The sequence below is a fragment of the Vibrio sp. M260121 genome (genome assembly GCF_036533715.1).
In the GTDB taxonomy this organism is placed as follows: domain Bacteria; phylum Pseudomonadota; class Gammaproteobacteria; order Enterobacterales; family Vibrionaceae; genus Vibrio.
The window spans coordinates 1-26911 of the sequence record NZ_JATABF010000027.1 but is presented as its reverse complement, the minus strand read 5'-3'; the positions used below and the strand labels follow the sequence as shown (position 1 = coordinate 26911).

Sequence of the window (26911 nt, the reverse complement as noted above, 5' to 3'; positions counted from 1 at the left end):
GGAGCAGTTATGTCTGCATTTGCTTTTTTTGGTGCGCTCGAAATTGGCCTTATTTACGGCTTAGTGGCTTTGGGCGTTTACCTTACGTTTCGTGTTCTTGATTTTCCTGATTTAAGTGTCGACGGCAGTTTCCCGATGGGCGCCGCCGTTGCCGCGACTGCAATCGTCGCCGGCATCAACCCTTGGATCGCAACCGGAATGGCTGTTATTGCTGGTGGGATGACTGGGTGGGTGACCGCTTTTCTTGCGGTTCGATGCGGCATTCTCCACCTATTGGCTTCTATTCTTACCATGATTGCGGCGTTCTCTATCAATATTCGCATCATGGGTAAGCCCAATATGGCCCTTCTAGGTGAGGACACCATTCTCACTCCGTTTGAAGCCATGGGAGATTCTATGTACATCCGGCCGTTGGTTGTCGGTGTACTAGTATTGCTCTCTGCTTTGTTTGTCGTACGTCTTCTTAACAGTGACTTTGGTTTAGGGCTAAGAGCGACAGGGGTGAACGCTCGAATGGTGGCCGCACAAGGGGCAAGTACGGCTTTTTACACCTACTTTGGCCTCGCGCTTTCTAATGGTTTTGTCGGTTTTGCTGGCGCTCTGTTTGCTCAAACCAACAGCTTTGCTGATGTCACTTCTGGTGTAGGTACGATCGTAGTTGGTTTAGCTGCAGTGATCCTCGGCCAAACTCTGATACCAGGGCGCAAAATCTGGGTTGCGGTTTGTGCGGTAATAATCGGCTCAGTACTTTACCGTCTGGCTGTTGCCTTTGCGTTGAGCTCCGGCATGTTTGGTCTACAAGCATCGGACCTAAACTTAGTGACGGCGGTGCTCGTTGCTGTGGCGTTGATCGCGCCAAAGCTGAAACAGAGCATGAAAGCGAAACAACGCGCGACCAGTGCGAAACAAGCCGCATCAAAAAATGGTTCGGGGGAGGCGTTATGATTGAATTAAACAACATCCAAGTGACCTTTAATCCCGGAACCATTTTGGAAAACAGAGCCTTGAAAGGTGTTTCGTTAGAAGTACCTGAACATCAGTTTCTCACCGTTATTGGCTCCAATGGGGCAGGGAAATCGACCTTGCTCGGGGCGGTGACAGGGGAGACGCCGATGATTGGCGGTCAGGTGATCATTGATGGGCAAGACGTAACCCGGAAAACCGTGGCGCAACGAGCGACTCAATGTGCTCGTGTATTCCAAGACCCGTTAGCGGGTACTTGTGGGGATTTGTCCATCGAAGAAAACATGGCGCTTGCTTACATGCGGGGTCAGCGTCGCGGGTGGGGGATGGCGCTATCAGCGAAACGTCGCAAGCTGTTTCAAGAGCGTATCAGCATTCTGGGTTTAGGGCTTGAAGATCGCCTTGGTGACAGCATTGGGCTACTTTCTGGTGGTCAGCGTCAAGCGGTTAGTCTGGTTATGGCAACACTATCAGACAGTAAGCTACTACTGCTTGATGAACATACGGCTGCGTTAGACCCTCGTATGGCGGCTTTTGTTATTGAACTGACTAAGCGCATTGTCACCGAGTTTAATCTTACGGTAATGATGGTGACACACTCGATGAAGGATGCTCTGGCCTGTGGTGACAGGACAGTAATGTTGCACCAAGGAGAAATTGTTCTTGATGTTGCGGGTGAGCAGCGAGCGAATATGCAAGTACCAGACTTATTGGAAATGTTTTCTAAAGTGCGTGGAGAGGAGTTGGCAGATGACAGCTTGTTGTTGAACTAGCTTAGAGTGTTTTTCGACTACGCCTACCAAATGTGATCCTCCTTGAGAAAATGACCCGTACGGTATTTTTAAAAGGAGGATTTTTAGATGGGTGCTCTTTATTAAAATAGTGGAATATTCCAATACTAAGAGCGCTTACCATGACCCTTCCATTTATCTTCCATAGCCAGACTGAAGATGGCCTTGTTCTTGATGGTGAACGGCTTACCGTCATTTTGAAAACCGAAAACATCGAGTTTGATAGCGTGCACGTGCGCTGTGAACCAGACAACGAAGAATACCTCATAGAGATGAAGCCTTGTGGTAATGCTGGTGAGCTTCAGTTGTGGCAAGCACAATTTGCAGCGAACCGAGACCGTGACGTCACCCATTATGTGTTCAAGCTGATCAAAGGCAACCACCAGCTTTGGCTTGATGGCAGAGGCGTGCATAAGCGTATGCCGCCGAAAGAGTTCCACTTTAAGTTGAACACGCAGTCTCAACCTCCTCGCTGGGTGCAAGAACAGGTCTTCTACCAGATTTTTCCTGATCGCTTTAAGGCTAGCCAAGATGAGCAATCGATTCGAAATGCTTACGCTCAATACGACCCAGAAATTTTAGTAAAACCTTGGGGGGAGGCGGTTGGGTCTCACCAAAATACGGGCGCAAGAGAGTTTTTCGGCGGCGATTTAAAAGGTGTTGAGCAGAAGCTTGACTACTTGGATGAGTTGGGTGTGACAGCGTTGTACTTCAACCCAATTTTTACTGCACCAAGTAATCATAAATATGACACTACGGATTATTTCACGATCGATCCAATGTTTGGAAGCAATGAACTGTTTGCAGATTTGTGTGAACGAATTCATGGCAAGCAAATGAAGGTAGTTTTGGATGCGGTATTTAATCACACCTCAGTGGAGCACCCTTGGTTCGATATAAAACAAGAAGGTCTTGGGGCGTATGGAAACCCAAATTCAGATTTTCGTGACTATTACTTCTTCGAGGGAGAAACCAATAATTACATTGGCTGGAAAGGAATCGGCAATTTGCCGGTTTTGAACTTTGAGAACGAACAAGTCCGCGATCATATTTATCAAGGTGAGGATGCGGTGATTAAGCATTGGCTTAAACCACCATATTCTGTCGATGGTTGGCGTTTTGATGTAATCCATATGCTGGGAGAAGGCGAGGGAGCAAAAAACAATGCTCACTATGTAGAAGCGTTTCGTAAAGCGACCAAAGCGATCAACCCTAATGCTTATGTGTTAGGAGAGCATTTCTTTGAAGCTACTCAATGGCTGCAAGGTGGACAAGAAGATGGAGCGATGAACTACTACGGGTTCGCGCACCCTGTTCGTGCCCTGATTGCTAAGCAAGACATCATGTACGATCCGATCGACATCAACGCACTAGATTTCAAAGAGTGGGTGGATGAAGCGCGAGCAAAAGTGCCATTTGCCAACCAACTGTCTCAACTGAATCAATTAGATAGTCATGATACCGCCCGTTTTCTGACGCTTTTGAATGGCGATAAGGAAAAAATGCGCCTTGCACTGGGTTTACTCATGACTTATGTCGGCACTCCATGCCTTTATTATGGTAGTGAAGTTGGGTTGGAAGGCGGACAAGATCCTGATAACCGTCGTTGCTTTCCTTGGGAGCTGATTGAGGCTTCTGAGTGGTTGCCGATTTATCAAAAGTGGATAGGAATTCGCAAGCAATACAAGGCTCTACAGTCCGGAAGTTTGCAGTGGCTTTACTGTGATGAACAGGTCATGGTTTTCGTTCGACAATGGAAAGAAGAAGCAATAGTTGTGGCATTTAACCTCGATGAATACGAGCGAAATGTTAACCTTCCATTATGGCAAGTTGGCTTAAATGCAAAACAGTTGCATCAATTATTAGACAAAGGTGAAGTTGTAAGTGGTGAACGTCATTTTTCTGTCAATATCCCAGCAATGAACTGCAAAATATGGCAGATCGAGTGACTTCGAGCGCCTTCTTTATTAAAATTTATGAATACATAAATATAAAACTATAAACAGCCCTTCGATAATCTAAGTTTTCGAAGGGTTTATATTATTAGAAACAATGGTGCTCAATGGGTAATAAAAGGCGATTTAGCCTCAAGTTTGTCATCTTCTTCCCACTCTTTTTATTCTGTGTTGTCATGCTGGTGACAGCAAAGAACTACTACGATGCGATGAATCGTTACATCACGCTAGAGTACTCTCAAGTTGACCGTGCCATCGATCGCGCAATCAAAGTATTGACCGCGTTGGACTACAGCTTTGTTAACTACTCGAATCCCGCGCACCCGCTATTTAAAGAACATAACCATATGGAAAAAAATGGCTTATGTTACGTGTGGCCGATAGATGTTCTGCTATTAGAGAACAAACACTCAGGTGGGTTACCTGCAGTGGAGTTGGATTACATGATCGTGGGACAAAAATCGCTTTGCCAACCTGGCACTAAGCTGTTTAAGTTGGCAGAAAAAAAAGCTGGCTTTGCACCATCTCTCTCTTTCCTTCATGACATTGAGTCCCATATCGTTGCGATTCACTACATTGATCAACGAGGCTACATCATCTCCTCGCCAGATACCTATGCTCAATATTTCTCTCAACAGCTGTGGGAGACGCTAAAGGCGAGACCATTCTGGCAAAAAACAGCTCAAGAGACGATGAAAGTGACCATGTCAGGCCCTGCGCCTATGTTAGACAGACATGATGGCCAAGTCGTAAGTTTAACCGTGCCCATTTATGAAAAAGATGAGCACCAAGGCGTGTTATCGATTGATTTCGATGTTGATGGGTTACTAAAAGCAAATGAAAACCTGGCAGGTAAGCTACACATCATTTCTGCTGTAATGGATGTTCCTGACAATGTGATGCGTTTAAAGCCTATAGAGCATGAGCGTTTGAGTGCCAATCACCGTATTTTCTATGAATACGACCTTTGGAGTGAATTGAAGAATCTATTGGCGTTTGAGAAGTACAGCGTCGCGGTGGCTTTCTTTATTTATGTTTTGAGCACAGTGGCATTGTTCCTAGTCAACACTCAAACAGAGCGTCGCTATTTCAAAGAATTGGCGGCGAAAGACCCAATGACTGGGTTATTGAATCGACGTGGCATACAGGCTGTATGGCGCAATAAGATGACTAAAAAACACGTCGCGCTGGCGGTATTCGATATTGATGACTTTAAATCAATCAATGATACCCATGGACATGATGTGGGGGATGATGCGATTCGTTTGGTGGCAAAATGCATCCGAGATAATATTCGTCATTCAGATGTCGCATCACGCTTTGGTGGTGAAGAATTTGTACTTGCTATCTACGACGAAGATTTTGAAAGTATGCTTCGAATTTTAGAGCGAGTAAGAAAGGCGATCGCTAAGAGTTCACGTAAGGTGGTTGCTGGTGGCTTTACCGTTTCTGGTGGTGTGGAGTTTAAGTCTGCTGCTCAACTGGAAAGCTTTGATGAGCTGTTTAAGCTTGCCGATGAGAAGCTTTATGAAGCGAAAAGCACGGGCAAAAACAAAATTTGTCACTAGAACTAGCGAGCGATAGAAACAAAAAAGGGCGAATTCATCGCCCTTTTTCTTATTCTTAATTCACTGTACTCTCAAATTATGTCAACCACTATGCGACGCGAGATTGCAGCTCGTCGCGGTAACGTTGAATGTGCTCAACGATCGGCGCTGCTTTATTGAATGTACGAATTTCGCGGAACAACTCATTTGCTTCAGGGTAGGCTTGGCGTAGGTAAGAGAACCATTGCTTAACGCGGTTCGGATAATACAAACCTTTATCGCCTTTCATTTCAAACTGAGAGTAATAGATCAGCAGTTCGACGACTTCTGACCAAGCCATTGGTTGCTGGTTGTGTTTAACCATGTTACCCAAGTTTGGAATATTGAATGCGCCACGACATACCATCAGAGAATCCACTCCTGTGGTCTCAATACAGCGTTGGCCATCTTCGTAGTTCCAAATCTCACCATTAGCGATGAGCGGGATAGAAAAACGCTCACGGATCTGGGTAATGTATTCCCATTTGATTTCCGAGGCTTTGTAACCACCTTGCTTTGTACGAGCGTGAACCGTCAGCTCATTTGCTCCAGCAGATTGAATCGCATCTACAATCTCGAAGCAGTCTTCAGGGTTTTCCCAACCGAGACGAATTTTCGCAGTGACAGGAATATTGCTTGGTACGGCATCACGACATGCTTTTACGATGTTGTGAATGAACTCAGGGTGCTGAAGAAGCGCCGCGCCACCTTTACTTTTGTTTACCAGTTTTGCCGGACAACCAAAGTTAAGATCAATACCTCGAGCGCCCAGTTCCGCGGCTTTGACTGCGTTTTCTGCCATCCAATTCGGCTCTTGGCCAAGCAATTGTACATGAACAGGCACGCCAGATGCGGTCTGTGAGCCTTGAAGCAGCTCAGGACACAAACGATGGAATACGTGATCAGGTAACAGCTGATCGATCACTCGAACAAACTCTGTCACACACAGATCATAGTCGTTTATCTCGGTCAGGATTTGGCGCATCAAATGGTCCAAAACGCCTTCCATCGGGCCTAATACAACTCGCATAGCTTGCCTAATACAGTTTGGTAGTAAAAAGGAGGGCGATTGTAGCGATGTGAGTGAAGTTTGTCATTAAAAGACTCATCAACGCGGACACACATCAACTAGCATCCTATATACCCAAGTGACTTCAAGATTCTGGATTCAGAGCGTTGTCATTGATTCGAGGTCAAGGAAAACAACGCCGTGGAATAGCGAGCTCTTTCCAAGTTGTTTGACGCAGCCATTGGTTTAATAAAAAAGCGAGTTCAATGACACGCTCCCGAAGGGCACTCTTTGCAAATAGTAAGGGCCTTGGCTTGTATACTTTGTTGCCGATTCTTGGTTTAGGCCCACTAGACCTTTAAATCGGCGCCGCGTCTACAAACCAACTCATTCTCGCTGAACCAAGCATCTCGAGGTTACTTGGGTATAAGCTCTGGGGTATAATGCCGCCAAATTCATGGGAAACCAGATGTCATGCAATACACATTAATTGAGAAAGGTGAAGTTCAGCTAGACGAATCTTCACTGTTTTTGGAAGGTGCAGTATTTGCTGCAAACCTGATGACAAAACCGCTAACACCAGAAAGCTGGCTAGAGCCACTACTTGGTGAAGGTTTTAAAGCCATTCAGCCAGCTGTTGAAGAGCAGATTCACAAACAGCATAACTACATTCTGCGTAATGAGTACTCGATTCTTGCGCTGACCAATAGTGATGCAGAGCAGCTAGCAGACTTTGCTGAAGGCTTTATGTCTGTGTGGCCAATGATTGAAGAGCAATGGCATGAGGTTGTGCTCAACGATGGTCTAGAGCGTATGCTGCAAGCATTATTGACCACCATGATGTTGGCGATTGATGAAGAGCAAACTCAACAGCAAATGAGTGATGCAGGTATTGAGAACCCGCCAGCGTTGGCTGATTTTGTTGATCAACTTGATCTCATGATCAACGAAGTAGCACTTGGTGCTGATGAGCTGATGGTAGGCAAGAAATCTAAGAGCTTGAACCCGTTTAAGGATGTCGGTCGTAACGATCCTTGTCCTTGTGAAAGTGGTAAGAAGTTCAAACAGTGTTGCGGTAAGTAATTGCAATATAAATAAAAAGCCGACTTAATAGTCGGCTTTTTTGATCTGCTTGCTCGGTACTAAGTGCGAAAGATTATTACCGATTACTGAATTGGATTTTTACGCTTACCACTAAAGAACTGAGCAATCACGATGAATGCAAGTGCAACCAAGTTACCTGCGAAGATGACAACTAACCACTGAGGCATTGAAAGGCCAAAGAATTGCCAAACAATCTTCGCACAGTCACCATACGCTTCGAACATCCAAGGAGCCCATTGGTTTAGCGGAGCCCAACTCGGGAAAGTCACGAATAAGTCACACGTTGCGAACGGTGATGGGTTGAACTGATAGTCGACGTGCTGCATCGCCAGCATCAAACCTTTATAAGCACTTGCGCCCCATGCTGCTAATGCAATCCAGCGAACGAGTGGGTTGTTTGGTGCGATAAGACCAATCATCGCGGCAAAACCAATTCCCATCATTGCCACACGTTCGTAAATGCACATAACACAAGGTGCTAGCATCATAACGTGTTGGAAGAATAGGGCACAGGCTTCAAAAAAGATAATCGCTAGAAGGAGAAGGAGCCAAGATAAGCGTCCTTTCGAAAACTGATTAAGTGATGCAAAAATACTCACGGTTACAATCCTGTCTGAAAATATAAAAAAGCTCTGATTACTCAGAGCTTTTTAACTTGGATAAGTTTCCTAATCAACTCAAATTTTTAGTGTCCACCTGACACAACTGGAGTTAGATCACCACTACTTGGCACAATCCAGCCCGCATCGTAGAAGAATGCTGTTGCTGGTTCTAGGAAGAACATGATGCCCATCAAGCCAACAAGCGCTAATACAACCGTGTAAGGAAGCGCCATGATAACCATGCGACCGTATGATAGACGAATCAAAGGTGCTAGTGCTGATGTCAGTAGGAATAGGAACGCAGCTTGGCCGTTTGGCGTTGCAACTGAAGGTAGGTTAGTACCTGTGTTGATTGCAACGGCTAGTAGGTCGAACTGTTCACGAGTGATAAGGCCTTCAACAAGCGCTGTCTTCACTTCGTTAATGTAAACTGTGCCCACGAATACGTTATCCGAAACCATCGAAAGCAGACCGTTAGCAACATAGAACAGAGCAAGTTGAGCGCCCTTATCTTCAACAGCAAGTACCGCATCGATAACAGGTTTGAATAGCTCTTGGTCGATGATAACAGCAACCACTGCGAAGAATACCGCAAGTAGTGCTGTAAACGGCAGAGCCTCTTCAAACGCTTTACCCATCGAGTGCTCTTCGATAACACCAGTAAACGAAGTCGCTAGGATAATCACAGAAAGACCAATCAGACCAACAGCTGCTAAGTGAAGTGCAAGTGCGGCAATCAACCAAACAGCGATAAGGCTTTGAACCCAAAGTTTCGCTACGTCTTGGTTAGTACGAGTCTTGCGTTCTTCACGGTCGAAATCGACTAGGATTTGGCGAACGTTGTCAGGCAGTTGAGCACCGTAGCCAAACACTTTTAGCTTCTCTACAACCGCACACGTGATCAAGCCACAGATGAATACTGGCAAAGTTACTGGAGACATACGAATCAAGAACTCACCAAAGAACCAGCCCGCTTGGTCAGCGATGATCAAGTTCTGCGGTTCACCAACCATGGTAGTAACGCCACCTAGTGCTGTACCAACACCTGCGTGCATTAACAATGAACGTAGGAATGCGCGGTAGTTCTCTAGGTCATCACGCGTTAGCTCGGTGATGGTGTCATCTTGAGTGTGGTCGTGGTCACCGATAGGGTTTCCAGAAGCCACTTTGTGGTAAATCGAGTAGAAACCAACTGCAACACTGATTACAACGGCAATAACGGTCAGCGCGTCCAAGAATGCTGACAAAAACGCTGCTGCGAAACAGAATGCGAGTGAAAGTAATGTTTTAGAACGGATACCAAGCAGGATCTTCGTAAAAATGAACAGCAGAAGCTGTTTCATGAAGTAGATACCCGCAACCATGAATACCAATAGTAGAAGAACTTCGATATTCGCAACCAGCTCATGCTTCACCTGGGCAGGGCTGGTCATCCCGATAGCAACCGCTTCAATTGCAAGCAAGCCGCCTGGTTGAAGTGGGTAACACTTCAGCGCCATTGCTAGCGTGAAAATAAATTCTGCTACTAGCAACCAACCTGCAACAAATGGGTCAATTAGGAAGAAAACAATCGGGTTAATAATTAGGAAGGCTATAATGGCAACTTTGTACCAATCAGGCGCTTTACCAAGAAAGTTCTTGATAAAGGCATTTCCGAGCGACATCGGCATGATAATTCTCTTTATAACAAAATTATGAATAGACACTACAATAGTGCTTAAGTATCTGTTTGTTAGACTTATTATTTAGCCTTTTAAAACAATAACTTAGAAAAACAACAATCCCTTGTTTCACTGTAGTCTTGCCAAGTTACTTCCCCTGAACTTAAGCACCGCTCACTTTCGACCGCAACTCTACACTTCGGCATTTTATAGTCAATAACAAAACGTGATGCTGCCGACTAAAACTGCTTTTTATTTGTAATAACGCGATCAAAACGGCGTTACTATACCACGAAAAGATTAAAAAAAATCACCTTGGAATTTAAAACAAAGTCAATTACGAGAAAAGATAAATTAAGAAAGAATATTAATCGTAAAACACAAATTTATTTTGCATATTTTGAGCAGAAAAATGTGACGGGGTAGGCTTTATTTTCCGTGAGTTTGTGGCTGTTCCAATTTTTGCAAAATATAAATTTTGCGCGTTTGGTTCCAAGTGATTAGGGTTTTAAATTAAGGATATATGTAGAGTATTAACTCTATATTGAGATTTCGTTTCATTTGTTGATCGTTAATTTTCGCAAATCGTTAAGTAGTGGTATGATGAGTCGCATCGACCCTTAGAAATCAATATTGGATAAAAACAGAATGGTCATTAAGGCTAAAAGCCCTGCGGGTTTCGCAGAAAAATACATAATCGAGAGCATTTGGAACGGCCGTTTTCCACCTGGCTCAATATTACCCGCTGAACGTGAGCTATCTGAACTTATTGGTGTTACTCGTACAACGTTACGCGAAGTGCTTCAGCGTCTTGCGCGAGACGGTTGGTTGACTATCCAACACGGCAAACCAACCAAAGTTAACCAATTCATGGAGACCTCTGGTCTGCATATCTTGGACACGCTAATGACGCTAGACGTTGATAACGCAACAAACATCGTTGAAGATTTGCTTGCGGCACGTACTAACATCAGTCCAATCTTCATGCGCTATGCGTTTAAAGCAAACAAAGAGGCGTCTGGGCGCACAATCCAGAACGTGATTGAGTCTTGTGAAGCGCTTGTTAGTGCCTCTTCTTGGGATGACTTTATTGCTGCGTCTCCATACGCCGACAAGATCCTGCAAAGCGTAAAAGAAGACAACGAAAAAGATGAAGCGAAGCGTCAAGAAATCCTGATTGCTAAGACATTCAACTTCTACGACTACATGTTGTTCCAACGCTTAGCGTTCCATTCTGGTAACCAGATTTACGGATTGATCTTCAACGGCCTAAGAAAGCTTTATGATCGCGTAGGCAGCTACTACTTCTCAAACCCAGCATCACGTGATTTGGCTCTGAGTTTTTACCGTCAGCTTCTAGAAACGTGTGAAACAGGCCAGCGCGATCAACTACCAATCGTGATTCGTCACTACGGTATGGAAAGTGCACAAATCTGGAACGAGATGAAGCAAGAGCTGCCAACGAACTTCACAGAAGATGACAGTTAATTAACCCTTGAATTCCAACGATTTCAGTACAAAAACCGCAGGTATCACCCTGCGGTTTTTTTTGTGTTTGCTTTTTCGAAGCTCGGTTTAGGCTAAGGACAGTCTGGGTAACGGTAGGTAAAGGGTTTCTATGATGTTTGAGAGCATTTGATCATAGGTATTGAACACCGTAAGGGACAAGTCAGAGGTAATGTCGTACAATTCCTCTTCACTCAGTGACAATACTTCACCTTCTATATATTCATTTAGAGATTGAATCGACCTAGCAGACATCGGAGAGGCTACGCTCAAGGGGCTAATTACTGCCAATTGATTGAGCCTTCTAATCATTACCGAGGCGTAATTTCTCATCCGTTCAGGCCCACCTCTGTCTTGCATGTCTTGAATGCTGATACGGAGCTGTGTCAGCGTTTCTAAGCTATCAATCACGGTTTGCCAGTTCATATGGTACTCGTCATGTAACTCGTCTCTTTGGGCAATAGCGAGCCATGCGATGGTAACTTCATCCATTAAGAACAAACTATGACGGATCAGTTTGCCATGCTCCATCTGATTCCGCGCTACCGTGTTGTCCTGCCATTGTTCCATCAACTTATCGATTTTGATTTGCAGCACGCGATACATGGGTTTGTTCTCAAAGCGAGAAGTTTCCACGAGCTGATGCAGTTTATAACCTAACTCCTGATGAATTTGCTCTATTTCTTTTTCATGATGTTGTTGGTATTGGATAGAGTAGTGGGTCACCGCTCGGTGACGGCGCAGTAGGTGAACCACATCGCGTAATAAGGTGAGTAATTGATATTTGCGAGCATGTTGCTTTTCTCGCTTCGCAGCCAAGTGATAGATCCCTGCCAGAATGGCAATCGAGATCAAAGTAGAAATCAAAACAAACATAACCAACTCCTTGTTAGTGCTTTTGACCTAGCAACGATGAAGGAGCAGTTTTGATGCCAATAATTAAAACATTTTAAAACAGTAGCTTATGTAAATCGTTAATAATGAAATGTCCGAATTTGGTGCGCGATTTCACCAAAAGTGTGAATTCAGTCGAAAAAAAATCCCCGCCGAGTTGGGCGAGGATTTCTAAGTCACGTCGTAAAGTAACGAATTACATTACACGCATACCTGGTTGAGCACCTTCGTGCGGCTCAAGGATCCATAGGTCGCTGCCACCAGGGCCCGCTGCTAGGATCATGCCTTCAGACATACCAAACTTCATCTTACGAGGTTTTAGGTTCGCTACCATTACGGTTAGCTTTCCTTCTAGCTCTTCAGGTTTGTACGCTGACTTAATGCCAGAGAACACCTGACGAGTTTCGCCGCCGATGTCTAGTTGGAACTTAAGCAGCTTGTTTGCTTTTGGCACTTCTTCACACGAGATGATGCGCGCGATACGCATATCAACCGCTGCGAAAGCGTCAAATTCAATTTCTTCTGCGATTGGATCCTTGTCTAGCTCAGTTTGGCTCTCTTTGTTCTTTTCAGCTTCTGCTTTCTCTTTTGCTGCAACTTCTGCTGCCGCATCTTCTTTAGATGCTTCAATCATCGCTTCAACCTTCTTAGGATCGATGCGGTTGAATAGTGCTTTGAACTTAGTGATCTCGTGATCAGTTAGCGGCGCAGCGATACCTTCCCAAGTTAGTTCTTCGTTTAGGAACGCTTCAGTACGTGCAGCAAGCTCTGGCATTACTGGTTTCAGGTAAGTCATCAGAACGCGGAATAGGTTGATACCAACAGAACAAATGTCTTGTAGCTCTTGGTCTTTACCTTCTTCTTTAGCAACAACCCACGGTGCTTTTTCATCAACGTATTGGTTTGCTTTATCAGCCAGTGCTGTGATTTCACGGATTGCACGACCGAACTCACGCGTTTCGTATAGTTCTGCGATACGGTCAGCGGCCGCTGTGAACTCGTTATATAGCTCAGTTTCTGCGAAGTTAGCAGATAGTTTGCCTTCAAAGCGCTTAGAGATGAAGCCAGCGTTACGAGATGCTAGGTTAACAATCTTGTTTACTACGTCAGCGTTAACGCGCTGAGTGAAGTCTTCAAGGTTAAGGTCTAGGTCATCGATACGGCTGTTTAGCTTAGCTGCGTAGTAGTAACGTAGACACTCTGGATCTAGGTGATCTAGGTATGTTGCTGCTTTGATGAACGTGCCTTTCGACTTAGACATTTTCGCGCCGTTTACCGTAACGTAGCCGTGTACGAATACGTTGTTTGGCTTACGGAAACCACTGCCTTCTAGCATCGCTGGCCAGAATAGAGAGTGGAAGTAAACGATGTCTTTACCGATGAAGTGGTAAAGCTCAGTTGTGCTGTCTTTCTTCCAGTACTCATCGAAGTCCAGACCTTCAGTTTTGTTACATAGGTTCTTGAAAGAAGCCATGTAACCTACAGGTGCGTCTAGCCATACATAGAAGAATTTGTTCTTCTCACCTGGGATTTCAAAACCGAAGTAAGGTGCATCACGTGAGATATCCCACTGCTGCAGGCCAGACTCGAACCACTCTTGCATTTTATTTGCCGTTTCGGCTTGTAGTGAACCAGAGCGTGTCCATTCTTTTAGCATGCTTTCGAACTGAGGTAGGTCGAAGAAGAAATGCTCAGAGTCTTTCATTACTGGAGTAGCGCCAGATACTGCTGATTTTGGATCAATCAGCTCAGTTGGGCTGTACGTCTCACCACAGTTATCACAGTTGTCACCGTATTGGTCTTCTGACTTACACTTAGGACAAGTACCTTTTACGAAACGGTCCGGTAGGAACATTTCTTTCTCAGGATCAAACAGCTGAGAGATAGTACGGCTAGAGATAAAACCGTTTTTCTTAAGCTCTAGGTAGATGTGAGAAGCTAGCTCACGGTTCTCTTCTGAGTGTGTGCTGTGGTAGTTATCAAAGCTAATATCAAAGCCAGCGAAGTCTTTTTGATGCTCTTCGCTTACTGCAGCGATCATCTCTTCTGGTGTAATACCCATCTGTTGTGCTTTTAGCATGATTGGCGTGCCGTGAGCATCGTCAGCACAGATGAAGTTTACAGTGTTGCCACGTAGGCGTTGGTAGCGAACCCAGATGTCAGCTTGAATATGTTCAAGCATATGACCTAGGTGAATCGAACCATTAGCGTACGGAAGGGCACAAGTTACCAGCAGTTTTCTTGGATCGTTTGCCATACTTAATAATCGCTTTTTGATAGGTATAAAAAAATAGAGAGTAATACTACCCCATGAGCTTCCTAACGCCAAGGCATCAAACCATGGATTGCCTTAGTTTTTTTGGGGTTCTGAATCTTGTCTCTGGGTGCTACGATTAGAGTGTTATACCCAAGTGACTTCAAGATGCGAAAAGGCCTAAGCACTTTGAGGTCATTTAGGTATAAAGGAGGCGTCATGCACCAGTTCACTTCAAAACAAGACTTTTGTCATTGGCTTAACCAGTTCCAACATCCGCAGTTGGTGGAAAACTGGGCAGATATTCATGGGATGGTCGCGATTCCAGCGCAAGGCGGCATCCAAATTACTTTGCCATTCGCGAGCAACGAGCTTCAACATGCGCTGAGCGATTGGATCAAAGAACAGCAAGCAGCAGGTGATGTCCCTGCGTTTGAGTTCCAGATTGAGCTCGGTGTTAAAGCGCTTGAAACCCAGGTTCAGAATGCAGTTAAGGGTGTTAAGAACATCATCGCAGTCAGTTCTGCGAAAGGAGGAGTAGGGAAGTCGACGACAGCAGTCAACCTTGCTCTAGCAATTGCGCAATCAGGTGCCAAAGTGGGTTTGTTAGATGCCGACATTTATGGCCCGTCGGTACCGATGATGCTGGGTCAAGAAGACACAAAGCCTGAAGTACGTGACGCGAAATGGATGGAGCCAATTTTAGCCCATGGCATCTATACTCATTCTATCGGTTACTTAGTAGATAAAGCTGAAGCGGCAATATGGCGGGGGCCGATGGCTTCTAAGGCATTGTCACAATTGCTAACAGAGACTGATTGGCCAGAACTCGATTATTTGGTGATTGATATGCCACCGGGTACAGGGGATATTCAGCTGACGTTGTCACAACAAATTCCAGTAACAGGTACTGTCCTTGTTACTACACCACAAGATCTTGCGTTAGCGGATGCACGTAAAGGTGCGGCTATGTTCCATAAAGTTAACGTGCCAGTTGTCGGCGTCGTTGAGAACATGAGTTACCACATTTGTAGTCAGTGTGGAGCGGTTGAGCATATTTTCGGTACTGGTGGTGCAGAGAAAATGTCACAAGAATTTGGTTTGGCACTGCTTGGGCAAATTCCGCTTCATATCTCTATGCGAGAAGATATTGATGCCGGTATCCCAACGGTGGCGAGACGCCCTGATAGTGAGCATGCGGGCTACTACAAACAGCTTGCTGACCGAGTTTGTGGCACCATGTATTGGCAAGGTAAAGCCAAGCCGGATGCAATCAGTTTTACTATGGTGAACTGAGTTTAATATTAACGCTGGTTGAATATTGCACATTTAAACGTTTGCTCGGAGGTTAATCCTCTGAGCTGACAGAAACTTATAACGAAACCCTAATTCCAGCTAGTCACGAGGGGGTGAACTCCCTATAATCAGGCAGTTTATCTTTTTATGTGACTAGAAAATCATCATCGGGTGCAAATTAATGTCTGATAATAATCAATGCGTCATCGTAGGTATTGCTGGCGCTTCTGCTTCGGGAAAAAGTCTGATCGCGAGCACAATTTACAATGAGCTTCGCGAGAAAGTGGGCGATCATCAAATCGGTGTCATCACGGAAGATTGCTACTACAACGACCAAAGCAACCTAAGCATGGAAGAGCGTGTAAAGACTAACTACGATCACCCGAGCGCGTTGGACCACGACCTACTCTGCGAACACCTAGAGAAATTGGTGCGTGGAGAAGCTGTAGAAGTTCCAGAATACAGCTACACAGAGCACACTCGTACAAGCAACACCACTCCAATGACCCCTAAAAAGGTAATCATTCTTGAAGGTATTTTGCTGTTAACCGACCCTCGTCTACGTGACCTAATGCACGCGACAGTATTTATGGATACACCACTTGATATCTGTCTACTACGCCGTGTTAAGCGTGACGTTGAAGAACGTGGTCGTACTATGGAGTCTGTTCTTAAGCAATACCAACAGACTGTTCGTCCGATGTTTATGCAGTTTATCGAACCTTCTAAGCAATACGCGGATATCATCGTTCCTCGCGGTGGTAAAAACCGTATCGCAATCGACGTTCTTAAAGCGCACATTGCAAAACTTCTGAAAGCTTAAGCCTTTAGACGGCTATATCGCTTTATTTTTGTATGAAGAAGTGGCACCTTAGGTGCCACTTCTTTTTTTGTTTTTAAATTAGTCAGTTGCAACGGAAAACCGGACATTTTTCACGCTTTTGTGGAACTGTCGGCGATAAAACAAGTCTGCGCTTATAATTGTAAAAACACTCGAGCAAGGAAAAAGCGAATGAAGAAACTGCTCTTAATCATTGCCCTCCCAATTGTGGCGATCTTGGCTGTTATTTTAGGGTTAGTGATTTTTGTCAATCCAAACCAGTTTAAACCACTTATTGTGGAGCAAGCGCAAAAGCAAACCGGTTTGGAATTAGTCATTGAAGGGGATATTAGTTGGCAGTTTTTCCCATCGATTGGTTTCGAATTGGGTCGTACTGAGCTAAGAAACCCACAAGGTTTTAGTCAGCCAAATCTATTTAAAGTTGAAACGGTCGGTGTTGATGTCTCGGTTACCCCGCTATTAAGCAAACAACTAGAAATTGGTAACGTCACCCTTGATGGTGCAGAGTTCTATCTTGAAACACTGAAAGATGGCACCAAGAACATTGATGCATTAACCAAAGCACAAACTCAACAAGCAGAACAAACGACGGATGCAGCACCAGAGCAAGCCGCAGACTCACAAAGCGCTGCTTCTGATTGGACGATCAATCTTGCCGGTGTCAGCATCTCAAATGGTTATGTTGAAATCCAAGATAAACAAGCCGGAAGCTACACCAAGCTTTCTGATATCTCACTAAACCTTTCTCAGTTTGCTTTCGATAACTGGACAACCGCAGACTTTGGCGTGAAAGGTGAGATGAATGAGCAAACCTTCACCGCGCAAGGTAAAGCAGACTTCAAATTGGCAAAAGGCCTTGCAAGCTACGCTTTGAAAAACATCAACTTCGATGCAACCTATTCAGATGCGACAAACAAGATTGAATCAGCAACGATTGGTTTGGAAACGTTTGAATTCGATAAAGTAAACAACCTAAGCTATGCATTGAAAGGCGAAGCTGGTGGTATGAAGCTGGATATGCAGGGTGGCGGTGAATTAACGGTCGATAAAGCCATCAGCAAAGTGCAGTTGAACAAGTTGACGCTCAACTCAACTTTTGAGGGGGATGCACTACCGCAATCACCAATGAAAGTGTATATGGCTTCGGATCTTTCGTTCGACCTAACTAAGAGCCACCTGAGCTTTGTGTTGGAGAAGCTGACGGCGAACGCCATCGCACTAGATGGTAAAGCGGATGTCACTCTGGGTGATATTCCGAAAGTACGTTTTGCAGTGCATAGTCCTAATATCGATTTGGATGAATTCCTTGGCTTGAACAAACAAGCTTCTGCGGATAATAAACCAGCATCAGGTGGTAGCAAAGCACCAGCAGGGCCAGAAGTTGAACCAGACTTATCGGCACTAAAAACGCTTGATGTGAAAGGTGATATTACGATTGATAAGTTCAAAGCAGCTAACGCGAAGATGGAAGCAGTAAAAGCAAGCTTCTCTGTTAATCGTGGTGTCTTTGATCTCACTTCATTCAGCTCTAAGTTGTACCAAGGCACGATCACTGCAACAGCCAAACTGGATGCGCGTAAATCGCCTGCCACTTACTCTGCGAAGAAATCAATCAAAGGCGTACAAGTCCAACCGTTACTTGTTGATGTAGCAAATAACGACATGCTAGAAGGCACAGGCAACATTGATGTGAACGTTAGTGGTAAGAGCCTAACGCCAACAGGCATCAAGAAAAATCTAACAGGCACGGTTGTGATTAACTTTGCGGATGGCGCTGTTAATGGCATTAACGTCGCTCAGCTTATCCGTGAAAACTACGCACGATTCAAAGGCCAGAGCGTAGATGGCACTGATGAAGTCAAGAAAACGGACTTCAGCGCGATGACAGCGACCTTGAAGTTGAACAAAGGTGTGGTTTCTACAGATAACATGAAAGCGCAGTCTCCACTTCTTCGCGTTCGTGGTAAAGGTCAAGCGAACTACCTAAACGAAACGGTTGACTTTACCATCAGCACCTCGATTGTAGGTTCACTGGAAGGTCAGGGCGGTAAGAATATCGATGAGCTTAAAGACATCACTATTCCTATCAACGTTTCTGGCAAATGGGCTGAGCCTAAATTTAAGTTGGTCTTTGATGATGTGTTGAAGCAAAAAGCACAGAAAGAAATTGATCGTGGCGTAGAGAAGCTAACGGACAAGATCAAAGATGAGAAGACTAAAGAAGCCGTTGATGGTTTGTTGAAGAACTTATTTAAATAACGAACCAAGCTTCCTAGCTATATATCGTTAAAGCAAAAGGGTTGGCCTGAGCCAACCCTTTTTTAGTTTGTGCATTATTCGAATTCTTTGGAGCTTTATTCGCTCAGAGAAATCTTTAAACACTTACCAATCGACACCTTTTAGGGCTTTTACACCAGATTCGAAGGCGTGCTTAACATTCTTCACTTCGGAAACGGTATCAGCCATCTCAATCAAGGTGCGGTGTGCACCGCGACCAGTAATCACAACAGATTGCATCTTCGGGCGGTTGTTCAGCGCTTCGACCACTTCGTCTAAGTCGATATAGCCATAACTCACCATGTACGTCAGCTCATCAAACAGAATCACATCAATCGATTCATCTTTAAGCATACGCTTACACTCTTGCCACACCAATTGAGCGGCCTGTGTATCGGCGGTTTTATTTTGCGTTTCCCAAGTAAAGCCCGTTGCCATCACTTGAAACTCAACGCCGAGCTTCTCTAGTAGGTTGCGCTCGCCATTATTCCATGTACCTTTGATAAACTGAGCAACGGAACATTTCAATCCATGGCCAACGGCACGCGCTATGGTGCCAAAACCAGATGTCGATTTACCTTTACCATTACCAGTGATGATAAGTAGTAGGCCTTTTTCTTCTTGGGCAGCGGCGATTTTAGCGTCTACCTGCTCTTTTACTTTCTGTTGGCGAGCCTTATGGCGTGCTTCTTTGTTTTCTTCGATAGACATAATACTTCCTCAATTCCGTTGTGTGCTTTGCCCGTGGTTACTTGGGTTCATCGAATTATCTCGTTATGATAGACCAACAGTTGGTGAAGAAAAACCATCGATAATTCAGGGAATAAAATGAAGAAACTACTCGTTGTTTGTATGGGAAACATTTGTCGTTCGCCAACAGGTGAAGCAGTATTAAGAGCGAAAGCTAAAGAACTGGGTATTTCAGTGGAAGTGGACTCCGCAGGGACTATTGGTTACCACGCAGGAAATCCCCCCGATGCACGCTCTATGCAAGCAGGAAAGCAACGAGGCTATTCGTTTAAAGGAATGCGTTCTCGTAAGGTAACGGTAGGGGACTTTGATGAATTTGATATGGTGTTAGCGGCCGACAAAGCGAATCTTGCCGATCTATTGGATATATGTCCGACAGAGCATCGCCACAAAGTGTCGTTATTCTTAAGTCATGGTGATTCAGACTATGACGAGATCCCAGACCCATACTATGGCGGTGATGCAGGTTTTGAATTGGTACTGGATTTGATGGAAGACGCGTCGGAAACGATTTTAAAGAAGCTTTAGTCAAATAGTTTGGATAGGGCGAAGAGCCCGAAAGCTGGATAGTAAAAGGGATGAGTCATGCTCATCCCTTTTTAGTTTTATTAGCCAGCAAGTATGTCAGTCGCAACCTTGTAGCTTGGGTCTTCTTTCACGTTGATTTCAACCAAGCTGCCTGCTTTGTCTAGTAGCTTACGGCAGTCTGGGCTCAAGTGACGTAGGTGAAGCGTTTTACCTAGTGCAGCGTAACGTTCAGCCAGTGTTTCGATCGCTTCGATTGCAGAGTGGTCTGTTACACGAGAGTCCGCGAAATCGACGATAATGTCTTTAGGATCGTCGTGTGCGTTGAACAATTCTAAGAAGTTAGCCGCAGAACCAAAGAAGATAGGACCGTGGATTTTGTACTCTTTTGAGCCTTCTTCATTTAGGCGCGTGTCAGCGTAGATGTGTTTAGCGTGTTGCCATGCGAACATAAGTGCCGAGGCAATAACACCAACCGCTACAGCAACCGCTAGGTCAGTCAGTACAGTTACGACCGTTACGAGAACGATAACGAAGAAATCTTGTTTAGGTACACGACGTGCAAGTTTGAACGTTGCCCATTCGAACGTACCGATAACCACCATGAACATCACACCAACAAGCGCAGCAAGTGGAATCATTTCAATCAGAGAAGATGCAAACAGGATGAACATCAATAGTGCGATAGCTGCAACGATACCTGATAGACGGCCACGACCACCTGAGTTTACGTTGATCATTGACTGACCAATCATCGCACAACCACCCATTGCACCAAACACTGAACATGTCATGTTTGCCATACCTTGACCGATACATTCACGGTTTGATTGACCACGAGTGTTGGTCATTTCATCTAGTACCGTTAGCGTCAGTAGAGACTCAATCAGACCGATAGCTGCAAGAATGATTGCGTAAGGCAAGATAATCTGCAGTGTTTCAAGAGTGAAAGGAACGGCTGGAATTGAGAAGGTCGGAAGAGAGCCCGCCAAAGTCGCTGCTTCGTCACCAGACATAGTACGTAGGAAATCGACTACCGTACGTGTTTCTAGATCTAAACCAACCACTAGAGCCGTTACTGTTACGATCGCAACCAGTGAAGATGGCACAGCTGTGGTGATTTTTGGTAAAAAGTGAATGATACCCATTGTCAGCGCAACTAGGCCCAGCATTAGTAGCATTTGGTCTTGTGGTAGCCAAGTCAGCATGCCGTTGATGTCTGGTGCCTTAAACTGACCTAACTGAGCTAGGAAGATAACGATAGCCAGACCGTTTACAAAACCGATCATTACTGGATGAGGGACGATTCGAATGAACTTACCCAGCTTGAATAGACCCGCTGCGACCTGAAGAATACCGGCTAACATGATCGCCGCGAATAGGTACTGAACTCCGTGAGTCGCAACAAGTGACACCATTACAACAGCCATAGCGCCTGTTGCACCAGAAATCATACCTGGACGGCCACCGAAGATAGAGGTGATAAGACCGACGATAAAGGCTGCGTACAGACCAACCATAGGGTCTACACCAGCAACGAATGCAAATGCTACAGCTTCAGGAACCAGTGCTAGCGCAACCGTAAGACCTGATAGCACATCGTTTTTTACGGAGTGCTTAGAAAATTGAGGAAATTCGAACATGTTTTGTATTGAGTTCTCTTGGCGATGAATTTCTCCCGACACATATTCGTATTTGCACGAGCGCTGATGGGTAAAGTGTCTTCACTTTTATCAGCACAAACAGTAGTAAAAAAGAGCAGCAGCAGAATGGTGTCGAAAACTTAAGTCGGCGAATGCTACCGAAAAGTGTGATTAAGTTCAACAATGAAGGGGATATTGACGCACAAATGTGATCAGTCGTTGATATTAATATGAACAATTATAGTTAACACTCACAGCAACAAAAAAGGCTGCCAATTGGCAGCCTTTCGTTTCACTCTCGCGTTCGCGAGGACAAATTCTAGCTTAGCTAAAGTTTGGTTTTGTCATCTGTGCTGATGCACGGTTTGTTGCAACTTGACTACCTGCGCCTTTTGGAGCGTAGCGGTCTGCTTTAAACGGCGCTGCTGAAACCGTGATTTCACGAAGCTCTTGAGGACCTGGTGCTTTAGTCATCGGAGCGCTAGCGCGAGGCTTAGCAGCTACTTTGATAACTTCTGCTTTAGGAGCTGGTGTAGCGATTGGTGCTTCTACTGCAACTTGCTCTACAGTTTCTTCTACCGCTTCAACTACTGGCTCCTGAGCTGCTTCTGTAACTTCAACGACAGGTGCTTCAACCGGTTCAATGATTGGCTCAACTGGTGTCGATTCTGCTGCTACAGTTTCAGCTTGCTCGACTACTGCTGTTTCAACTACTGGTGTTTCTACAACTGGAGCTTCAACTTTTGTTTCTGCAGGTTGTTGAGCTTTTGGTTCAACCACTGGGGTTTCAACCACTGGCGCTTCAACTACTGCTGGTTGCTCGCGGCGAATGATCACTTTACCCATCGCCATTTCTGGACAAGCAAAACCACCTTGCATTGCAGGCACAGATGTCGCTGCTACTGCCACTTCTTCCTTCACTCGCTCTTCCTTTTTAGGCGCTGGTTTTGGAATGTAGCGTGGCATCACTTTACCCATAGCCATCTCAGGAGAGGCTACACCACCTTTACGCAGGCGGAATGGGTTAGGGCGACGATCGCGACCACGACGACGACGTTGACCACTTGCACGTAGGTGACGTGGTGAACGACGGTTGCGACGTTGTTTCGATTCAGCTTTGTCTTGTTGCGCTTCTGCTGCCGCCTCTACTGGCTTCTCAACAGGTGCTTCAACCGCTTCAATTGCTTGTACTGGTGTTTCCTGTTCAGCTTGCTCAGCCGCTTGCTGGTCTTTCACACGTACAGATTTGTTTAGTTTGCGACGTTGACGACGCTCTTTCACTTTCTCTGCTTTTGCGTTTGGCTTCGCTTTGCTTTCTTCAGGCTTCGCTTCTGAACCAGTGCGTGCTTCAGCAGCAAGCTGCAGGCCTTTTTCCGCTACCTTAGCATTTGCTTTTGGCTCTTGTGCTTTTTCAGCTTGCTGAGCTTTTGGCTTACGCTTCTGGTTACGATTTTGCTGCTTGTTAGGTTGTTGCTGCGCTTCGTTTTGCTCAGTCGCTTGCTCTTCACGTGGCTTACGACGACGCTTGTTGTCGCGGTTGTCACGACCTTCGCGATTATCGCGTTGGTTGTTGTTACGACGACGGTCGTTGCGGTCACGTTTGTTGCGTTTGTTATCGCGGTTTGGTTTCTTCTCTTCTTCTTTCTTAGGCTCTTCTTTTACTTCTTCAGAACCACCGAATAGGAAACTACCAATCGCTTTAAATAGACGACTAAATAGACCAGGCTTTTCTTCTTGAACCACTTCTTTCTTCTTCGCTGCCGGAGCAGGCTTAGAAGTCGCACTAGGAGCTGGCGCAGTTTGAGCTGGTGCAGCGAAACCTTTTAGAACTGGTTCTTCAATACGTTTAGGTTTGATGTCAGCTTCTGCAGGCTCTTTGCCTTCTGCTTCTTTCATTGCTTCCAGTTTCTTAGGAAGTAGGTAAGAAAGCAGATCGAACTCTTCACCTTCACGTACGCGAATCACTTCGAAGTGTGGTGTTTCCATATCAGAGTTAGGAACAACCGTGATCTTCACTTCTTGAGTGCGTTCAATGTGGTTCACAGAGCGACGTTTTTCGTTTAGAAGGTAAGACGCGATTGGCACAGGTACTACAGCAAGTACTTGTGCTGTGTTGTCCTTAAGTGCTTCTTCTTCAATTAAACGAAGAACAGAAAGTGCTAGAGACTCGTTGTCACGAACCACACCTGTACCCGTACAACGAGGACAAATATGGTGGCTTGCTTCTGCTAGAGAAGGGCTCAAACGCTGACGAGACATTTCTAGAAGACCAAAGCGAGAAATGCGCCCAATCTGAACGCGAGCACGGTCTAAACGAACGGCCTCACGTAGACGGTTTTCTACCTCACGTTGGTGACGAACTGGCGTCATATCGATAAAGTCGATAACAACCAGACCACCAAGGTCACGTAGACGCAATTGACGAGCGATTTCGTCTGCTGCTTCTAAGTTAGTATTAAGCGCTGTTTCTTCGATATCGCCGCCTTTTGTTGCACGAGCAGAGTTGATATCGATAGAAGTTAGAGCTTCTGTTGGGTCGATTACGATAGAACCGCCTGATGGTAGGCGCACTTCACGTTGGAAAGCTGATTCAATTTGGCTTTCGATTTGGTAGTGGCTAAATAGCGGTACTTCGCCTTCGTATTTTTTAACGCGGCTGATGAAATCTGGGCGTACCAATTGAATGTGCTCTCGTGCACGCTCATAGATGGTGTTGCTGTCGATTAGGATTTCACCGATATCACGACGTAGATAGTCACGGATCGCACGAACGATAACGTTACTTTCTTGGTGGATTAGGAAAGGAGCAGGGTTAGAATCTGCCGCGCCCTTAATCGCACCCCAGTGGTTAAGTAGTACGTTCAAGTCCCACTCAAGTTCTTCTGCACTCTTACCTACGCCAGCAGTACGTACGATTAGACCCATACCTTGCGGCAGTTCTAGCGTGCTTAAAGCGGCTTTTAGTTGAGTGCGCTCATCACCTTCGATACGACGAGAAATACCGCCGGCACGAGGGTTATTAGGCATAAGAACAAGATAGCTACCCGCAAGAGAGATGAAAGTAGTAAGAGCTGCGCCCTTGCTACCACGTTCTTCTTTTTCCACTTGTACGATTACTTCTTGACCTTCAGTCAGCACTTCTTTAATGCTTGGGCGACCTTGATACGTGTAACCTTCTGGGAAGTATTCGCGGGCAATTTCTTTGAGAGGGAGGAAACCGTGACGCTCAGCACCGTAATCAACAAATGCGGCTTCTAAGCTTGGTTCGATACGTGTGATACGTCCTTTGTAGATATTCGCTTTTTTAGATTCATGACCTGGACTCTCGATATCAAGATCGAAAAGTCGCTGGCCATCAACCAGAGCGACACGCAACTCTTCTTTTTGAGTTGCGTTAATTAACATTCTTTTCATTGAAAATTTCTCGTTGTCTTTTCTTTTATATTTCTTTGTAACTTGTCACTTTTGTTTCGCTCTTTCACGGTGCCTGATCCCATGGCTTATATTTTGCAGCCTCCCGGCTGGAAGGGGATGCTCTAGGGCACTTCAGTCATCACAAATTCTTTTGGGTTTCGTTGGAAACGGAAACTTGTGACCCGCTATGTCGGGCGGTAGATACTCAACGTGAATATGCGAGGAGTAGAGTGACAAGTGTGTTGAACTCAATGTGTCTTACGCCAATGCTGCACCTGACATTCAACAACCTACTCACATTGCTTGGGGATAAATGATTGGTAATGAACAAAATGTAACCAAACCTTCCTTAGCAGCTGTGAACTATAGCAGCGCAGGTTGATATCAGCAATCTGCTTTAGCGCAAACGATGGAAAATTTGGCGCTAAATTCAAATTTTGTAATTTATAACTGGCTGTTTCATAAGCACTTGAGTCTCGCAAACTGAGAAAGACGAGAAACAAATAGAGAAGTTGATAAAGACTTTTAATAATCTAAACAAAAGCTTGGCGTGTTTTGGAACTATTTATGACAACAAGTGTTTCTTTTGCAGCAAGAATAATGTGAAGTCGTACAGATTTGAGTTTACAATACCGCCCATGAGCGAAATAAGAACACAAGTCCAGTTCGTTGATATCGACGAAGATATGGCGGGTCAACGCATTGATAATTTCTTGCGTAACCAATTAAAAGACATCCCAAAGAGCATGATTTACCGAATCGTGCGCAAGGGGGAAGTGCGCGTAAACAAAAAGCGCATTAAGGCAGAGTACAAACTAAAAGCAGGCGATCTTGTCCGTATTCCTCCGGTTACGGTAGAAAAGAAAGAGGACGACGTCGCGCCGAGCACGAAGCTAAACAAAGTGGCAGAGTTGGAAGACAAGATCATTTTTGAAGATGATCATCTATTGATTCTCAACAAGCCATCTGGCACAGCAGTGCACGGCGGCAGTGGATTAAAGTTTGGTGCGATTGAAGCACTTCGAGCATTACGACCACAAGCTCGCTTTCTTGAACTCGTTCACCGTATCGACCGTGATACATCTGGCATATTGCTGGTTGCGAAGAAGCGTTCTGCGTTACGTCATTTACAAGCACAGTTCCGTGAAAAGACAGTGAAGAAGTTCTACTTCGCGCTTGTCATGGGTGAGTGGAAAAACAGCTGCAAAGTCGTTAATGCGCCACTGCTTAAAAACGAAGTGAACAGCATTGTACGAGTGAACCCAAACGGCAAACCGTCTGAGACGCGTTTTAAAGTATTGGAGAAATTCGAACAAGCAACGTTAATTCAAGCAAGTCCAATTACTGGACGTACTCACCAGATTCGTGTGCACACTCAATACACGGGACATCCGATTGCATGGGATGACCGTTATGGCGATCGCCGTTTTGATGCGTACACAGGTCAGGTTGGTTTGAACCGTTTGTTCCTACACGCAGCGAACATCAAGTTCCAGCACCCGTCGAATGATGAGTGGATGGAAATCAACGCGCCGATGGAAGCGAAATTAGAGAAAGTCTTAGCGGGTTTACGTAAAAAGTAGAGGCAAGCGTATCTACATCCTTAGGGGGCTACAAAAAGCTATGTAAAAGCCGATGTTAAGACATCGGCTTTTTTGATCGTCGAGTTGAAGTGCAAGGGCGTTCGGAATGCAGCGCTCTAATACTCGGAAGCGCTTCGTTGTAGGGCAAGTTAAAGAAACTAAGTTCTAACCGGAGTTGACAGAGTTGGTCTCTAGAAAGACAAAATGAAGCCGATTCCCGATTCCCGATTCCCGATTCCCGATTCCCGATTCCCGAT

At 45.2% G+C, this 26911-nt stretch carries 19 protein-coding genes; 11 read left to right on the top strand and 8 right to left on the bottom strand.

Annotation, left to right across the window (positions count from 1 at the left end; genetic code table 11):
- Nucleotides 1–9 precede the first annotated feature (9 nt).
- The 4 genes from QTO06_RS15105 (at nucleotide 10) to QTO06_RS15090 (ending at nucleotide 5277) form a co-directional block, all read left to right on the top strand.
- Nucleotides 10–945 carry an ABC transporter permease gene (locus QTO06_RS15105; protein ID WP_009707270.1) on the top strand — a complete coding sequence of 312 codons (936 nt, stop codon included), beginning with the start codon at nucleotides 10–12 and terminating at the stop codon, nucleotides 943–945.
- A complete protein-coding gene (locus tag QTO06_RS15100) occupies nucleotides 942–1736 on the top strand; it encodes an ABC transporter ATP-binding protein (protein WP_331408752.1) in 795 nt (264 codons plus the stop codon). Before QTO06_RS15105 ends, QTO06_RS15100 begins: the two co-directional genes overlap by 4 nt.
- Before the next feature lie 140 nt (nucleotides 1737–1876).
- On the top strand, nucleotides 1877–3703 hold the full coding sequence (malZ, locus tag QTO06_RS15095) for a maltodextrin glucosidase (protein WP_331408751.1): 1827 nt from the start codon (nucleotides 1877–1879) through the stop codon (nucleotides 3701–3703).
- A gap of 113 nt (nucleotides 3704–3816) precedes the next feature.
- Entirely contained in the window at nucleotides 3817–5277 is a 1461-nt protein-coding gene (locus QTO06_RS15090; RefSeq protein ID WP_038889862.1) for a diguanylate cyclase, read from the top strand.
- Between the two features lie 88 nt (nucleotides 5278–5365).
- Here the strand turns inward: QTO06_RS15090 and dusC are convergent, their stop codons facing one another.
- Nucleotides 5366–6325 (bottom strand): tRNA dihydrouridine(16) synthase DusC, encoded by a 960-nt coding sequence (dusC, locus tag QTO06_RS15085; protein ID WP_331408749.1) that lies wholly within the window; start codon nucleotides 6323–6325, stop codon nucleotides 5366–5368.
- A gap of 453 nt (nucleotides 6326–6778) precedes the next feature.
- On the opposite strand from dusC, the gene QTO06_RS15080 reads away from it, so the two are divergent.
- Nucleotides 6779–7387, top strand: coding sequence for an SEC-C metal-binding domain-containing protein (locus QTO06_RS15080; protein ID WP_331408748.1), 609 nt, complete (start codon nucleotides 6779–6781; stop codon nucleotides 7385–7387).
- An 83-nt stretch (nucleotides 7388–7470) separates the two neighbouring features.
- Here QTO06_RS15080 and dsbB read toward each other — a convergent pair whose 3' ends face one another.
- Nucleotides 7471–8007 carry a disulfide bond formation protein DsbB gene (gene dsbB, locus QTO06_RS15075; protein ID WP_331408747.1) on the bottom strand — a complete coding sequence of 179 codons (537 nt, stop codon included), beginning with the start codon at nucleotides 8005–8007 and terminating at the stop codon, nucleotides 7471–7473.
- 86 nt (nucleotides 8008–8093) lie between these two features.
- The gene (gene nhaB, locus QTO06_RS15070; protein ID WP_199460083.1) at nucleotides 8094–9680 is read right to left on the bottom strand and encodes a Na(+)/H(+) antiporter NhaB; all 1587 of its coding nucleotides are present in this window, start codon (nucleotides 9678–9680) and stop codon (nucleotides 8094–8096) included.
- A 639-nt stretch (nucleotides 9681–10319) separates the two neighbouring features.
- Between nhaB and fadR the strand changes: the two genes are divergently transcribed.
- Nucleotides 10320–11159, top strand: a complete 840-nt coding sequence (fadR, locus tag QTO06_RS15065; protein WP_331408746.1) for a fatty acid metabolism transcriptional regulator FadR — start codon at nucleotides 10320–10322, stop codon at nucleotides 11157–11159.
- A gap of 87 nt (nucleotides 11160–11246) precedes the next feature.
- On the opposite strand, the gene QTO06_RS15060 is transcribed toward fadR, so the two are convergent.
- Both QTO06_RS15060 and metG read right to left on the bottom strand, forming a co-directional pair.
- Nucleotides 11247–12053: a hypothetical protein gene (locus QTO06_RS15060; protein ID WP_331408745.1), complete on the bottom strand. Its 807-nt coding sequence runs from the start codon at nucleotides 12051–12053 to the stop codon at nucleotides 11247–11249.
- 214 nt (nucleotides 12054–12267) lie between these two features.
- Entirely contained in the window at nucleotides 12268–14328 is a 2061-nt protein-coding gene (gene metG, locus QTO06_RS15055) for a methionine--tRNA ligase (protein ID WP_331408743.1), read from the bottom strand.
- 216 nt (nucleotides 14329–14544) lie between these two features.
- Between metG and apbC the strand changes: the two genes are divergently transcribed.
- The 3 genes from apbC (at nucleotide 14545) to QTO06_RS15040 (ending at nucleotide 18721) form a co-directional block, all read left to right on the top strand.
- The gene (gene apbC, locus QTO06_RS15050; protein WP_331408741.1) at nucleotides 14545–15621 is read left to right on the top strand and encodes an iron-sulfur cluster carrier protein ApbC; all 1077 of its coding nucleotides are present in this window, start codon (nucleotides 14545–14547) and stop codon (nucleotides 15619–15621) included.
- A gap of 181 nt (nucleotides 15622–15802) precedes the next feature.
- Nucleotides 15803–16444 carry a uridine kinase gene (udk, locus tag QTO06_RS15045; RefSeq protein ID WP_005439612.1) on the top strand — a complete coding sequence of 214 codons (642 nt, stop codon included), beginning with the start codon at nucleotides 15803–15805 and terminating at the stop codon, nucleotides 16442–16444.
- 189 nt (nucleotides 16445–16633) lie between these two features.
- Nucleotides 16634–18721 (top strand): AsmA family protein, encoded by a 2088-nt coding sequence (locus QTO06_RS15040; protein ID WP_331408739.1) that lies wholly within the window; start codon nucleotides 16634–16636, stop codon nucleotides 18719–18721.
- 123 nt (nucleotides 18722–18844) lie between these two features.
- Here QTO06_RS15040 and cobO read toward each other — a convergent pair whose 3' ends face one another.
- On the bottom strand, nucleotides 18845–19450 hold the full coding sequence (gene cobO / locus QTO06_RS15035; RefSeq protein ID WP_331408738.1) for a cob(I)yrinic acid a,c-diamide adenosyltransferase: 606 nt from the start codon (nucleotides 19448–19450) through the stop codon (nucleotides 18845–18847).
- A 117-nt stretch (nucleotides 19451–19567) separates the two neighbouring features.
- Here cobO and QTO06_RS15030 point away from each other — a divergent pair, with 117 nt between their 5' ends.
- Nucleotides 19568–20017 (top strand): low molecular weight protein-tyrosine-phosphatase, encoded by a 450-nt coding sequence (locus QTO06_RS15030; protein ID WP_331408737.1) that lies wholly within the window; start codon nucleotides 19568–19570, stop codon nucleotides 20015–20017.
- Nucleotides 20018–20097: 80 nt separating this feature from the next.
- On the opposite strand, the gene QTO06_RS15025 is transcribed toward QTO06_RS15030, so the two are convergent.
- Together QTO06_RS15025 and rne are read right to left on the bottom strand one after the other, a co-directional pair.
- Complete coding sequence (locus tag QTO06_RS15025; RefSeq protein ID WP_005439600.1) at nucleotides 20098–21657, bottom strand: SulP family inorganic anion transporter; 1560 nt, start codon at nucleotides 21655–21657, stop codon at nucleotides 20098–20100.
- Nucleotides 21658–21981: 324 nt separating this feature from the next.
- On the bottom strand, nucleotides 21982–25071 hold the full coding sequence (rne, locus tag QTO06_RS15020) for a ribonuclease E (protein WP_331408736.1): 3090 nt from the start codon (nucleotides 25069–25071) through the stop codon (nucleotides 21982–21984).
- A gap of 638 nt (nucleotides 25072–25709) precedes the next feature.
- Here rne and rluC point away from each other — a divergent pair.
- Complete coding sequence (gene rluC, locus QTO06_RS15015) at nucleotides 25710–26654, top strand: 23S rRNA pseudouridine(955/2504/2580) synthase RluC (RefSeq protein ID WP_009707033.1); 945 nt, start codon at nucleotides 25710–25712, stop codon at nucleotides 26652–26654.
- Nucleotides 26655–26911: the final 257 nt, after the last annotated feature.